The sequence below is a fragment of the Martelella sp. FOR1707 genome, from assembly GCF_053484265.1.
Genome location: NZ_JBAKFP010000007.1, coordinates 49,326 through 62,863, shown reverse-complemented (window position 1 = coordinate 62,863; position 13,538 = coordinate 49,326). Strand labels below are relative to the sequence as shown.

The window sequence follows — 13,538 nt, the reverse complement described above, 5'->3', positions numbered from 1 at the left end:
GTCTACCTCGAAAGCATGCGGTCGACCCAGCCGAGAAAGCCGCCCTCTGGCGAAGCATCCTCAAGCGGCAGGGCATCCGTCGCGGTAGCCGCATCGCGTCTGGGGCGCGGCGGCAAATAGCGGTTGGTCGGGTTGTAGCCGAGCTCCGGCATCAGCGCGACGCCGCCGCGTTCCTCCGAGAGCTTCGAAATCGCCGAATCCGGATCGCCGAAATCGCCGAAATGGCGCGCGCCGGTGGGACAGGCGGCGACGCAGGCGGGTACCCGGTCCTCCTCGGCGAGGTTTTCATTGTAGATCCGGTCGACGCAGAGCGTGCATTTCTTCATCACGCCGACATCCACGTCGAATTCCCGCGCGCCATAGGGACAGGCCCAGGAGCACAGCTTGCAGCCGATGCACTTGTCCTCGTCCACCAGCACGATCCCGTCTGCGGCGCGCTTGTAGGACGCGCCGGTGGGACAGACCGTGACGCAGGCCGGCGTCTCGCAATGAAGGCACGAGCGCGGGAAGTGTATGGTCGCGCCGCCCTTCGGCGTGTCCTGCTCATAGGTGTGGACCCGGTTGAAAAACACCCCGTCGACCTTGTCGGCATAGGGGTTCAGGTCGGTCAGCGGCGCCATGTGCCCGCCCGCATTCCACTCCTTGCAGGAGGTGACGCAGGCATTGCAGCCGACACAGGTATCGAGGTCGATGGCAAGGCCAAGCTTGCGGTCGGTCCTTTCGGGAAGACAGGTCATTGCGCGCGCTCCTTGGATGAGTGGGTTGGCTTGAACTCCGCGCCGTAGGTCAGCTTGTCGGGGCCATCGGAAAGGCCGGGCGGCAGTTCCGCCGGCGGCTCCAGCGGGGCGGTGCTCCCCGCCTCTTCCGGCGTGCATTTGATCAGCCGGATGCGCAGATCGAACCATGCCGCCTGCCCGGTCACCGGATCGGAATTGGAGAACCGTCGGCCCTTGGCATCCGGCGGCAGCAGTTCGGTGATGGCATGGTTCAACAGAAAGCCACGGTTCGATTCCCCGGCATCCTTGTGCAGGCCCCAGGTTCCGCGCCGCTTGCCGATGGCGTTCCAGGTCCACACCGTCTGCGGGTTCACGCCCTCGACCAGCGAAATCTGGCCGCGCACCCTTCCGTGCGGGCTTTCGATCCAGACCCAGTCGTCGTCGACGAGGTTCAGGCTTGCGGCGAGATCGCGGTGCACGAACAGCTTGTTCTGGTTCATCACCTGCCGGAGCCAGGCATTCTGCGAACCCCAGGAATGGTACATGAACATCGGCCGCTGCGTCAGCGCGTGGATCGGGTAGTCGTCGGTCGAAATCACCCCCTCCTCGAGCGGCTCGGACCAGAAGGGCAGCGGATCGAAATGGGTGGCGACCCGCTCGCGCTCGTTCTCGGGCGGCTGGACAGGGCCGTGCCCCAGGGCCGCAAGCCGAAAGCGCTGCAGCGGCTCGGAATAGATCTGGAAGATGATCGGTTCGGGTTTCGACAGAAAGCCGAACTGGACCGCGGTTTCCAGATAAGCCTTGTTGGCCATCTTGTAGAACCGCTCTTCCGGCTTGAACTCGTGATGCCAGAAACCGCCATGTTCGATATAGCGCTTGAGCTGGTCCTGGTTCGGCGCGCCGCGACCTTGCTGGTCGCCGTTCTCGCCGCGCCAGCCGGCAAGCGGGCCGATGCCGGGGCTGCGTTCATGGTTGACGATGTAATCGGCATAATCGCGGTATTTCGCGCTGCCATCATCGTTGACGAAGCCCGGCAGGCCGAGCCTTGCGCCGATATCGATCAGCACCGACTGGAAGCCGCACACATCGCGGTCGGGTTCAAGCACCGGATGACGGATCGCATCGCCCGGCCCGTCGGCATGGCTGATCGGCCGGTCGAGCAGGCTGATGCAGTCGTGGCGTTCGAGATAGGTGGTATCCGGCAGCACCAGATCGGCGTAGGACACCGTCTCGGAATGATAGGCGTCGGAATAGATGATGAACGGGATCTTGTAGTCGCCGTTCTCGTCCGTGGCCGTCAGCATCCGCATCGTCTCGGATGTGTTCATCGACGAGTTCCACGCCATGTTCGCCATGTAGAGAAACAGCGTGTCGATCGGATAGGGATCACCTTCATACGCGTTGCGGATCACCATATGCATCAGCCCGTGGGCCGAAAACGGCGCCTGCCAGGAATAGGCCTTGTCGATGCGTACCGGGCCGCCGTTTTCGTCCACCAGCAGATCGGCGGGGTCGGTGACGAAGCCGAGCGGCGGGCCGCCAAGCGGCGTGTTCGGCTTGCCGCCATCCTTGCCCGCGGGTTTCAGCGGCGGCGGCACCGGCTTCGGATAGGGCGGCTTGTAGCGGAAGCCGCCGGGGACATCGACGGTTCCAAGCAGGACCTGAAGCAGGTGAATGGCGCGACAGGTGTGAAAGCCGTTGGAATGGGCCGAGATGCCGCGCATGGCGTGCATCGAGACCGGGCGGCCCTTCATGGTCTTGTGTTCCCTGCCCGCCCAGTCGGTCCAGGCGACGGGAATCTCGATCTCCTCCTCGAAGGCGACCTTCGCCAGTTCCGCGGCGATGCGGCGGATGGTGTCGGCCGGAACGCCGCATTTGTCGGCGACCGCGTCCGGCGCGTAACCCTTCGACAAATAGCGCTCGGCGAGAAGTTGGAAGGCCGGGCTGACGGTGCGCCCGAGCGCCTGGAAGGTGCCGGTCAGCGCCGGGGCAATTGTCGGATCGCCGGAGATGGCCGTGGTGCCCTTCTCCCGCTCCCAGCTCAGGATATTGCCGTCGCCATCGCGCAGGAACAGGCCGTCATCGGCGGCGCCCTCGTCGCGGATCACCAACTGATGCAGATTGGTGTAGCGGATCAGGTAGTCGAGATCGACCTTGCCCGCCCGCAAAAGCTCGTGCACAAGCGCCAGCACGAACAGCCCGTCCGTGCCCGGGCGGATGCCGATCCACTCGTCGGCGATCGCGTTATAGCCGGTGCGACAGGGATTGATCCCAACCACCTTGGCGCCGTTGGCCTTGAGCTTGCCGAGGCCGATCTTGATCGGGTTGGAATCGTGATCCTCGGCGACGCCGAACAGCATGAAATATTTCGAGCGCTCCCAGTCGGGCTCGCCGAATTCCCAGAACGCGCCGCCGATGGAATAAAGCCCGGCGGCGGCCATGTTGACCGAACAGAAACCGCCATGGGCGGCGAAGTTGGGCGTGCCGAACTGCGTCGCCCACCAGCCGGTAAGCGATTGCGACTGGTCGCGACCGGTGAAGAAGGCGAGCTTTTTCGGGTCGGTCGCGCGGATGCGGGCAAGGCGCTCGGTGACGATGCTAAGCGCTTCCTCCCACTCGATCTCGCGATATTCGCCCTTGCCGCGCGGGCCAGTGCGCAGCAGCGGCTTTTTCAGCCGCGCCGGGCTGTAGTGCTGCATGATGCCGGCGCTGCCCTTGCCGCAGAGCACGCCGCGATTGACCGGGTGATCCTTGTTGCCGTTGATGTAGCGCACCTTGCCGTCGCGGATATGCACGTCGATGCCGCAGCGACAGGCGCACATGTAACAGGTGGTTTTCGCCACATGGTCACCGATCTTCGGGGACGTGACGACGCCATCGCCCTCATCCGGGGCGGGGCTGTCACGCAGGGCTTGCTGCGAGGGGGCGGCGTTCGCGCCGCGGTCATTGCGCGCCATCTGAGGCTCCTTCAGGCGTGAGGTCGGTCGGAAACAACGGGCGCGTCGCCGCGATCAGCGCACAGCGATCATCAGGAGCGTGATCGCCCCCAGCAAGGCGACAGAGACGCCGGTGAGCAGCACCTCCTGTCTCGGCGCGAGATCGCGTGGCAGCGGGCGCAGGCGCAAAAGCCGCGTGCGCCGGGAGCCGGTCAGCATCATCATGATCGAAAGCGCCAGGGCGAAACTGCCAGCGAGAATTGACAGAAGGTCCTGCGGCGCGCCTTCGCGCAGCAGCAACAACCCGCCATTGATGGCCACAACCAGCGCGGTGCGCACCCAGGAAAGGTCTGTCCGCTCGGGCTGCAAACCGGGTCGGCCTGGTATCAGACGTTCGCTCATGGGCTAGTCCTTGTCCGATCACACGAGACCTCCGCTCACAAGCGCCGTGATCCCGGCGAGACTGCCGGTCAGGATGATGAGGCCGGACAGGAACCAGATGGCCGTGCCGCCGGGCAACGGCGCGTCATGCGACATGGCCCGCTGTACGCTGTGCCAGCGCCAGGTCGCATAGATGATCACCAAGAGGCCGGCTGAAGCCAGCGCAATGCCGAAGAGCTTGTCGGGGTCGAGGCCGGCCAGCGGTTTGGCGAAATGCATCAGCCCCACCGCGCCGGCCAGAAGCGCCAACGCCGTGCGCACCCATGCAAGGAAGGTCCGCTCATTGGCAAGCGTGAAACGGTAGTCGGGCTCATGGCCATCCGCAGCCTGTTGCGGCGGTTGCGGCCCGGTCAAGGCGCTCCCCGCATCCGGGCGTTCGACCCTATGATCGGCCTGCGGTTTGATACCTTCGTGACTGGCGTTGCGCATTGTCGGCTTCCTCATCCGGAATTCCGGTTAGCGCAAAGGTAGAGAAGCCGGGCAAGGCGGTCCAATACTGTGATCGGATGCAATCAATCTGGATTCAAGATGGATTGCGGACACGAAATCCGGTCCATCGATCATTTTATGAGAGGCATCGCCCATACATATCGCCGAGCCCAAGCCTCAACCCTGCCCTTCGGTCTCCGCGCCATTGACCGCCTCGACAATGCCAAGCTGGTTCAGGAACGCCGTTACCGCCCGGGTGGGGCGGCGGGCGGCGAGGCGCAGGGCGCTGAACTGGCGTTCGGGCAATTCGATCGGCACGTGATGCAGCAGTCCCGCCTCCAGGCTGGGCGCTGCGACCGAGGCCGACATCGCCGCCGCCCCGAGCCCGGCCTCGACGGCGGCGCGCACCGCCTCGTTGGACGGCAGTTCCATCGCGATGCGGAAACCCGCCACATCCGCGCCCATCGCGCTGGCGGCATGTTCGAAAGCGGAGCGCGTGCCCGATCCGGTCTCGCGCCGCACCCAGTCGCTCTCCGACATTTTCGCGGGATCGAGCCGCTTCAGACCCGCCCAGGGATGGTCGGGCGCGACGACGACGATCAGCCGATCGGCGGCGACGGGGTGGCAGACAAGCTGCGGATGCACGACCTCGTCTTCGACAAAGCCGAGCTCCACCGCACCCGTCAGCACCGCATCGGCAACCTGCTGGGTGTTCTCGATCTTCATACGCAGGTTTATGCCGGGATGCGCGCGGCGAAACGCGGCAAGTCGCGCCGGCAGCCAGTAGCTCGCAATCGTCTGGCTCGCCTCGACCTGCAGCGTTCCGCGCAACAGCGTGCTGAACTCGCTCAGCGCCAGTTCGGCGCGCTCCACCTGGCCAAGGATCGCGCTCGCCTCGGCAAGCAGCGCGCGGCCGGCCTCCGAGAGCTCGATCCGGCGACCGACGCGGTAGAAAAGCTGCACGTCGTAGCGCGCCTCGAGCTGGGCGATGGCGTGGCTGGCGGCGGACTGCGCGATGTTGAGCGCCTGCGCGGCCTGCGTAACGTGCTGCCGTTCGGCCACTTCGACAAAGATGCGCAATTGCTCGAACGTCATCACGGCTCCAGCCAAAAGTCTTGTTTGCTATCGCTGTTATTTCAATAGCTTTCCCTCATCCGATACGCAAATGGCAGCCTGCACGCAGGAGACGGCACGGTTTTGTCTGTTCAGGGTGCAAGGCAATGGCCGCACATGGCGGCCATCCCAGAAACGCTTGAGCGTATTGTCGAAACTGTTCTGCACGAGCGGTCGCGGCCCCAACGATCCGCCGTGCCGCGCGATCAGGCGTGGAAGTCGGCATTCTCAGAAAGTAAGCGTGAGCCGGCCCTGCACCGAATTGTCGCTCGAACCGTCGCCGAACTGGCCGGCGTAGAACACGCCGAGCGCGGCCCGCCCCTTGCCGTCCCTGCCGAAGGCGCCGAGATCGAAATCGAGGCCGGCCTCGACAACCGCCGCGTTTTCGGCAATCGGCGCGCCATCGACGACGAACGGCATGCCGCCGGCAAAGCTGTTCGCGGCCGTCGGCACCGTTGTGCCGAAGGCGTGGCGCCAGCCGATCATGCCGGAAAGGCTGGCGGAGCCGCCATTGGCGATCTCGAAATCGGTCGAGGCGCGCAGGCCAAGCGTCGAAAACGTGGTGTCGGTGTCGCCGGAGGCAACCGCCAGCGCTGCCGACCCGCCGGTCTCGCTATAGCCGTCGGTATGCAGGTTGACATAGGCAAGATTGGCGAAGGGCTGAAGCGCGGCCGCGCCCAACTCGAACTTGTAGCTGGCCTCGCCGAAGACCTGGGCCGTGCCCGCATCTGTCGAGCCGGAAAGGTATTCGGAAAAGCCGGGGAACGCCGCCGTTCGGGCGGTGTCGACCGTTGACCAGCCATAGGCCGCGCCGGCGCTGAGGCCGAAGCCCTGCCATTCGCCGCCGCCATAGACGCCGAGCAGGAAGGTATCGGCTGTCGCCTTCGCATCGCTGCCGTCTTCCTCATAGCGCGAGGACTGGTAGCCGGCGATGACGCCGGCGCGAGCGCTGTCGCCAAGGGCGAAGTCGCCGCCGCCAAGGACGCCGCCGGTGTTGCGGTCAAGCCCGCGCGCATTGCCGTCGCCATCCGTCGTGCCCCAGCCGCCAAAGGGCTGCAGCCAGAAACCCGGCGCGCCGGCTGCTTCCTCAAGGCGCGAGAAGGCAGCAGCGCGGAGATAGCGGCTATCCTCGATCAGGCCGGTCTTGAGGCTGGCGTGGATGTCGCCCGAAAGCGCCTCGAAAGCCTCTGTCGCCCCGGCTCCATCCTGCACAACGACAGCGCCGTAGAGCGCGCTCGACTGCGGAAGGGCATCGAGTGCATTGGCGGCGGCCCTCTCATTGGCCGTCACCGCGTAGTCGGCGAAGGCGACATTATTGCGCGCCATCTGCACGGTCACGGCGGTCGCGCCATAATCGACCCCGGTCGCAAGGAAGGTCGAGCCGGCATTGGAGGACACGGTGTCGAAGCTTCCGGTCACGCCGCCATCTGCGGTCAGGACGGTGTAGGCGTTGCTCCAGTTCGCGGCCGGATCGGCCATCATCAGCGACAGGGTCCCGCCCGAAAGCGTGGCGCTGCCGGTCGCGGCCGCCCGGTCGGCGTTGCCCGAAACGCCGTCGGTTTCAATGATCAGCGTCGAGCCGGGCGCGAAGCTGACATCGCCCGCAACGTTGATCAGGCCGATGGAATTGCCGGGCGAAACGGTTGCGCCGTCGCCGACCGTCAGGTAGCCGATCGTGCCATTGCCCGCAAGCCACGCCCCCGTACGCATATCGAGCGCAACATTGGCAAGCGACCCGTCAAGCCTGAGCGTTGAGCCGGAAAGCGTCATGGTCGACGCGATTGTCGTCTCGCCGGACAGCGTCCAGTTCGAGCCCGCCGCGAAGGCAAGCGCCTCGAAATTGCGATAGGTGGCGGCGCTGCCGAGAAGGCCGAGGTCGAACGCGCCGTCGCGCGCGCCGAATTCGAACGTGTCGGTTCCGCCTTCGGCATCGACATAGCCGATCACGCTGCTGCCGGCCTGATAGACGAAGCGGTCATCGCCATTGCCCATCGAGACGGCGTATTCCGTGCCAGAGATCGTGCCGTAATTGATCAAGGTATTGCCGAACGTGCCGGCATTATTGACCATCTTGATGCCGAAGCCGTTCTTGCCTTCGATCGTGCCGTAATTGGTGACGGTCAGCGCATAGAAGGCATCGCCATTATTGCTGTTGTCGTCGAGAATGCCGTTATCGGCGCCGGAGATCAGCGCCTCGGTGTAATCCGCGCTGCCATTGACGATGATGCCGCCGCCGGTCGCGATCGCCTCGCTGGTGCTCGGCCTGGTCTCGCCGCCCTTGGTGCCCTTGGAGCCAAGCCCGAGAATCTGGCCATAATTGTAGAACTCGCCGCGGTGGTCGAAATCGACGCCGTCGCCATCGCCGAAATCGGCGGCTGGGTCGAACGTGCCGGAAATCAGGCCGTAGTTGACGATGCTGCCCGAGCCGTTGGAATTCACCCCGGAGCCGTTACGGCCTTCGATCGTGCCGCCAGCGGCGTTGGTCACCGTCAGGACGTCGTTTTCGCCGGACGCCTTGACGCCGTGATAGGCGCCGGTAATCGTCGCGCCGGCGTAATTGTTGACGGTCATCGCCATGCCGTCGGCACCGTCATTGTCGAGCTTGATGGCGCTGTTGTTCTGATCGCTCGCCTCGCCTTCGGCATAATCGCTGCGGATCATGCCGTAATTTTCGACAATGGTGCCGTTGCCGGCCCTGATGCCGTCATTGTCGGCGGCCGAGATCGTTCCGGTCTGCCTGTTCGTGATGGTGATGCTCGAGCCGGCGGCAATGATGTCGGCAAGATCAAGCGCCTGTCCGCCATCGGACGAGGAGATTTCGCCGGCATTGTCGATGGTGATGACCGCTGCGTGGCTGCTGTCCTTGTCGGCCTTGATCTTCAATGCGTCGTCTGTGGCGGTGATCACGCCGGACGCGCCATTGGTCAGCGAGAAGGAGGCAAGCGTCTCGAAATTCCCGTCGTCATCGAAGGAAATGGCGCGCTTGTCCGCTTTCGTCGTCGATATCGTGCCATCGTTGACGAGCGTTATCGTGCCGGCCCCCAGACGGATGGCGTCGCTATCGCTCGAGGTGATGGTCGCGCCGGCGCTGTTGGTGATGCCGACGACCGCGCTTTCTGCCGTGGCGTTGTTGAAATCAAGCGCCTGGCCGCCATCCGTGGTGATGATGCCGGAATTGTCGACGATCACCGCGCCGTTCTCCAGCGCGCTGTCGACGCGGAACGCATCGGCTTTCTTCGACTGGATCGTGCCGGTATTGGTGAGCGTGAAACGGCCGCTGACGTCGTCCTCGGTGTCGATGGCGCGCTCCTTCTTGCCGTCGATCGTGCCGTGATTGACGATGGAAATGCCTTCCCCGGTCGCGGACCCTTCCCAGAGGATCGCCTGATCGTCCGTCGCCGTGAGCGTCGCGCCGCTTTCAATCACGCCGCTGTCATCGCCCGAAACGGTCTGCGAGCCGGACGCGGGCGGAACATTGAAATTCGCAACCTCGGCCGTCGCCATGAGAGACAGGCCGCCCAGCACGAAGACGCTGGCGCTCAGCATGAACAGCGTGCGTCTGTTTCGGATGGAAGACTTGCGGAAATGGGGCGAACGGGACATCAAAAAACTCCGGCTTCCGCTGCTGCGGAATCACATTGGCGATAGGCAACGCGCACCTAACCAGAGAGCTGTTTCAGTTTTGCGACAACGGCATTTGCCTGCGCGCCTGCCCTTGTCCGTGTCATGATCGTCGCATCGCCGATGCTATGTGACTGGCTCACCTGCAGAATGCCTAACAGGAGATTTTCGGCGCGGCGCGCGGCATGCGTGATGGTGTGAAATCGTCAGGACTTCGCCGCGCCCGCCGCATGGCGGTAGCGCCAGCCGGACTGTGCCATGATGGCGAGATGGATGGCGAGCGCCGCGGCAAGGCCGAAAGCGTGATCCAGAATCGTGATGCCTGGCATCGCGCTCGCGCTCAAAAGCGTGGCGATGCTCAGCGGCAGGAACAGCACGATCGCGGTAACGAGACCGGGATTGTAGCACCGCAGCCGCAGCGTGGTCACGATATGCAGCACGGCGTTGACGAAGAGAAGATAGGGCGCCACGAGAGCTGCGGCCGGCCACAGCAACAACGCGGCATAGAATGCGAACAGGTTAACCCCCCAGACAACCGGAAGATTGACCACGATGACGTCGACCGGGCGCAGCACGTCTTTCCCGCCGAACAGCCGCTCATTCGCGAAACGGCGGAACCGGTCACCCTCATGTTCCTCGAATTGATGAAACATGTAGATCGGCAGGTGCAGATAGACAAGCGTTACGAAACCGGAGAAGGCGAGGAAGATAGCCGGCGCCAGCGCCACGAAGCCGCACGCCATGAACAGCGCCGCGGAAACCCATCGCCTTGCCAGCCAGTCCACCATCGCCACGTCCCCCGCCTGCCAGTTTTAAAGATCACAGGCCGTGACGGTGCATGAAGGCCGCAGCGAAAGCAAGTCTCTCACGCTCCGCAACGCTGGCGATCGCAGGGAGCGGCGGCACCGCTGCGGAAGGTGTTCGCGCCGGGCTGCACCACCGAGGATCACAGTGCGCGGGAAAGCCGCCAGCGCGCGCTGACTATTTTTCAATATGTGAAATTTGTAAACTTCGCTGCTCCAGTGTAGAAGCGTTCAATCGAAGCGAGGATGCACCGGAAAGAGGGCATGGCGGGCAAAACCTTTAAGTCTATGGAAGATTTCGCCAAGGCCTGTGGCGTATCGCGGCCTACGATCGCGAAATATTTCAACAATCCGCTGGACGTCAAACCGGTGACCCGCCGGCGTATTGAGGCGGTTCTGAAGCAGTCCGATTTCGAACCGAATTCGTTCGTGCGCCACCTCAGCAGCAAGATGGCCATCAATGTCGGCATTATCGTGCCGACAATCTACGACCCGTTCTTTGCCAAGTTCACGTCTCACATCGAAACCGCCCTGCGCGGCAGCGATATGCGGCCGATCCTGATTTCATCCAAGACGGCGGCCGACCTTGAGGAAGAGGCCGTCCAGCGGATGCTCGATTTCAAGGTCGCCGGCGTCATCGTCGCCCCTCTGGGCAACCAATCGCGGCCGGGCGTTTTCGACCGTTTGAAGAGCGAGATCCCAGTTGTCAGCTTCGATGTGCCGATGGGAGACGACGTGCCGTTCGTCAGCAACGACCATGATTTTGGCATGAGAGCCATGGTCCAGTATCTCTGCCGCTCCGGCGAGCCGCCCGTGCTGATAGAAGGGCCGCACCTTACCGACAATGTGCTGATCCGGCAGAATGCCTATCGCCAGGCCATGAAAGCCGAAGGGCACGAGCCGCTGATCGTGGATTTCGATTCCGAGGTCTCATGGGACATGGAGCGCCTGGGTCGCGAGCAGATGCAACGGCTTCTGGCAAAGGGCCTGCCGGGCAAAACCCTGCTTTGCTCCAATGATCGCATCGCCTTCGGCGTTATTTCGGCTGCCTGCGAGGCCGGGCTGAAGGTCGGTCGGGAACGGGATGACGATATTCGCGTCGCCGGACATGACGACCATCCCCTCAGCCAGTATTTCTGGCCGTCGCTGACAACCACCGCTCAGGACACCGAGACAATCGCCTCCGAAACCGTGCAGCAGCTCATCGAAGTCATTGAAACCCAGGCGCTTGGCGTGAAGGTCGTGCCGCGCCGCAAGCAGATCCGGTCGACCCTGATGATGCGTCGATCCGCCTGAAGCCACGAGGCGGTGTATCAGGGCGCGATGTCCAGCCAGGCATCGCACAGCCAGTTGGCGGCTTCGACTGCCTCGGGGATCAGGGCCGACATCGACAGGAAGCCGTGGATCTGACCCGGCCAGCAGCGCACAACCGCCCTGCCCTCATCCGTCAGCCGCGCCGCATAGGCAGCGCCCTCCGCATAAAGCACATCATGCCCGGCGAGAATGACCGCCGCCGGCGCGACGCCTTGAAGCGAGGGGGCCTTCAGCGGCGCGGCGCGCCAGTCCGTCCGGTCAGCTTCCTTTGGCAGATAGTGATCGCGAAACCAGCCCATTTCCCGCGCGGTCAATCCGTAGCCCTCGCCAAAACGGCGAAAGCTTTCGCTATCCTGGGTCTGGTCGGTATTCGGATAGATCAGCAATTGCGCGGCGATATCCGGGGCCTTTCCATCATGCGCCAGAAGAGCCAGCACGGCGGCCAGATTACCGCCTGCGCTGTCACCGCCGACAGCGATCCGCGCCGGGTCGATATCGAGCGCGGCAGCGTTGCGGGCAAGGTGAGAAAGGACTGCGACGCAATCCTCGACCGCGCCGGGAAAAGGCGTTTCGGGCGCGAGTCGGTAGTCTGGCGAAACAACGACGGCGCGCGCGCGATTGGCGAGCCGCCGGCATATCTCCTCATGCGAACCAATGCTGCCGATCACCCAGCCGCCGCCATGCAGGTAAAGCAGCGCGCGGCCATTGGGCTCGGCCCTGTGCCCGCGCCAGATCCTGACACGGTGCCCGTTCCAGTTAGCGTCAGCGACGTCTGCCACATCCTCGTGCCGCAACTGATTGACGGCATATCCCGCATTGAACTGAAGGCGGGCCGCCTCAGGCGTCAGCTCCGCGATCGAGGGCGCGTTCGAGGACGCCATCGTTTCAAGCGCATATGCCGCGGAAGCATCAAGTTCGGTCATGCCAAAAGTCCCTCGGCTTCATCCTCATCCAGGATAGCGGGCTGGCAATCGACCGGATCGACGGCCACGGCTTCGCCGGTCCCGCCCGCGTTCAGGATCGCCTCCATCACATCGAGAACATGCAGCGCCAACGCGCCGGATGCGCGGGGGGTCCTGCCTTCGACGAGAGCCTGTGCCATGTCCGCAAGCCCCAGCATCCGATAATTGCCGCGGTCCGGCGCATCGAGTGGCCAGTTCAGCGCCCCGAAGGACATCGTCGCGGTATCCACATCCTGCCACGGCGCGCCAAGCCTGGAGAGGCTGACCACGCCGCTGAAATTGTCGGGGTCGGGCAGGCCAAGCGACCCTTCGGTGCCATGCAGCTCGATCTGGCGGCCGGAATGGCGGAAGACATCCCACGAGGCGACAAAGGTGATCTGCGCGCCCTTGTCGAACTCCAGCAGGGCGGCGACCGTTGTGGGCGTGTTGACCGGTATCGTTTTCCCCTTCAGCGGACCCTCGGCGCTGACGAAACGCTCCGCGTAAGCGCTGGTCGCCGTCGCCTGAACGCGCCTTACCGGCCCGAGCAGGTTGACCAGCATGGTCAGGTAATATGGCCCCATATCCAGAACCGGCCCGCCGCCGGGCTGATAATAGAAGGTCGGATCGGGGTGCCAGTGCTCCATGCCGCGCCCCATCATGAAGGCCGTGCCGCTAACCACCCGGCCGATTACACCTGTCTCGATCTGCTGACGCGCATAGCGGCCGGCGGCGCCGAGAAAGGTGTCGGGCGCCGATCCGATCAACAGGTCCCGTGCCCTGGCCTCGTCAACCAGCCTGCGTCCCTCCGCGAAAGTGGCGCTGAGAGGTTTTTCGGTAAACACGTGCTTGCCGGCCTGAAGCGCCTGCATCGAGACATCGAAATGCGCGGTTGGCACCGTCAGGTTGAGGATCAGATCGATTTCAGAAGACGCCAGCATCTCGTCATAGGCCACGGCCCTGATCCCGAAAGCGTCCGCGCGCGCCTTTGCGACGCTGGAATTGAGATCGGCGCAGGCCACCGGCCTGATTGCCGGAAACATTGCGGCGTTATGCAGATAAGCCTTTGAAATGTTTCCGCACCCCACGACCCCGATCCGGATCTGAGGCTTGACGTCCTTTGGCATGCTGGTCTCTCCCGACATTTTTTTATTTGACGTATTGTAAAAATAAATTTTACATTATGCAATAAAGTTATCGGACTGGCGCGCCGGGAGGGTGCGC

Annotated in this window: 10 protein-coding genes; 1 reads left to right on the top strand and 9 read right to left on the bottom strand. The window is 63.8% G+C overall.

The annotated features are described in order from the left end of the window. Positions 1–2 precede the first annotated feature (2 nt). The 7 genes from V6765_RS18845 to V6765_RS18815 all read right to left on the bottom strand — a co-directional run bounded on the left by V6765_RS18845 (position 3) and on the right by V6765_RS18815 (position 10,044). Complete coding sequence (locus tag V6765_RS18845; protein WP_448431626.1) at positions 3–737, bottom strand: 4Fe-4S dicluster domain-containing protein; 735 nt, start codon at positions 735–737, stop codon at positions 3–5. Further along, entirely contained in the window at positions 734–3,673 is a 2,940-nt protein-coding gene (locus V6765_RS18840) for a molybdopterin oxidoreductase family protein (RefSeq protein ID WP_448431624.1), read from the bottom strand. Before V6765_RS18840 ends, V6765_RS18845 begins: the two co-directional genes overlap by 4 nt. A gap of 54 nt (positions 3,674–3,727) precedes the next feature. Then, positions 3,728–4,054, bottom strand: coding sequence for a DUF202 domain-containing protein (locus V6765_RS18835; protein WP_448431622.1), 327 nt, complete (start codon positions 4,052–4,054; stop codon positions 3,728–3,730). A gap of 18 nt (positions 4,055–4,072) precedes the next feature. Next, positions 4,073–4,522 (bottom strand): YidH family protein, encoded by a 450-nt coding sequence (locus V6765_RS18830; protein ID WP_448431620.1) that lies wholly within the window; start codon positions 4,520–4,522, stop codon positions 4,073–4,075. A gap of 177 nt (positions 4,523–4,699) precedes the next feature. Then, a complete protein-coding gene (locus V6765_RS18825; protein ID WP_448431618.1) occupies positions 4,700–5,617 on the bottom strand; it encodes a LysR substrate-binding domain-containing protein in 918 nt (305 codons plus the stop codon). Positions 5,618–5,863: 246 nt separating this feature from the next. Continuing rightward, positions 5,864–9,238, bottom strand: a complete 3,375-nt coding sequence (locus V6765_RS18820; protein WP_448431616.1) for an autotransporter domain-containing protein — start codon at positions 9,236–9,238, stop codon at positions 5,864–5,866. Positions 9,239–9,462: 224 nt separating this feature from the next. Continuing rightward, positions 9,463–10,044, bottom strand: coding sequence for an HXXEE domain-containing protein (locus V6765_RS18815; RefSeq protein ID WP_448432010.1), 582 nt, complete (start codon positions 10,042–10,044; stop codon positions 9,463–9,465). Positions 10,045–10,323: 279 nt separating this feature from the next. Between V6765_RS18815 and V6765_RS18810 the strand changes: the two genes are divergently transcribed. Continuing rightward, entirely contained in the window at positions 10,324–11,355 is a 1,032-nt protein-coding gene (locus tag V6765_RS18810) for a LacI family DNA-binding transcriptional regulator (protein ID WP_448431614.1), read from the top strand. A gap of 17 nt (positions 11,356–11,372) precedes the next feature. On the opposite strand, the gene V6765_RS18805 is transcribed toward V6765_RS18810, so the two are convergent. Both V6765_RS18805 and V6765_RS18800 read right to left on the bottom strand, forming a co-directional pair. Continuing rightward, positions 11,373–12,296, bottom strand: coding sequence for an alpha/beta hydrolase (locus V6765_RS18805; protein ID WP_448431612.1), 924 nt, complete (start codon positions 12,294–12,296; stop codon positions 11,373–11,375). Next, positions 12,293–13,441: a Gfo/Idh/MocA family protein gene (locus V6765_RS18800; RefSeq protein ID WP_448431610.1), complete on the bottom strand. Its 1,149-nt coding sequence runs from the start codon at positions 13,439–13,441 to the stop codon at positions 12,293–12,295. Before V6765_RS18800 ends, V6765_RS18805 begins: the two co-directional genes overlap by 4 nt. Between the last annotated feature and the right edge of the window lie 97 nt (positions 13,442–13,538).

What these genes read in the sequence shown, in the direction of transcription:
- V6765_RS18810 (WP_448431614.1), top strand. Translation starts at nt 10,324, where the DNA reads ATGGCGGGCAAAACCTTTAAGTCTATGGAAGATTTCGCCAAGGCCTGT.
- V6765_RS18830 (WP_448431620.1), bottom strand. Translation starts at nt 4,522, where the DNA reads ATGCGCAACGCCAGTCACGAAGGTATCAAACCGCAGGCCGATCATAGG.
- V6765_RS18800 (WP_448431610.1), bottom strand. Translation starts at nt 13,441, where the DNA reads ATGCCAAAGGACGTCAAGCCTCAGATCCGGATCGGGGTCGTGGGGTGC.
- V6765_RS18825 (WP_448431618.1), bottom strand. Translation starts at nt 5,617, where the DNA reads ATGACGTTCGAGCAATTGCGCATCTTTGTCGAAGTGGCCGAACGGCAG.
- V6765_RS18820 (WP_448431616.1), bottom strand. Translation starts at nt 9,238, where the DNA reads ATGTCCCGTTCGCCCCATTTCCGCAAGTCTTCCATCCGAAACAGACGC.
- V6765_RS18835 (WP_448431622.1), bottom strand. Translation starts at nt 4,054, where the DNA reads ATGAGCGAACGTCTGATACCAGGCCGACCCGGTTTGCAGCCCGAGCGG.
- V6765_RS18815 (WP_448432010.1), bottom strand. Translation starts at nt 10,044, where the DNA reads ATGGTGGACTGGCTGGCAAGGCGATGGGTTTCCGCGGCGCTGTTCATG.
- V6765_RS18840 (WP_448431624.1), bottom strand. Translation starts at nt 3,673, where the DNA reads ATGGCGCGCAATGACCGCGGCGCGAACGCCGCCCCCTCGCAGCAAGCC.
- V6765_RS18805 (WP_448431612.1), bottom strand. Translation starts at nt 12,296, where the DNA reads ATGACCGAACTTGATGCTTCCGCGGCATATGCGCTTGAAACGATGGCG.
- V6765_RS18845 (WP_448431626.1), bottom strand. Translation starts at nt 737, where the DNA reads ATGACCTGTCTTCCCGAAAGGACCGACCGCAAGCTTGGCCTTGCCATC.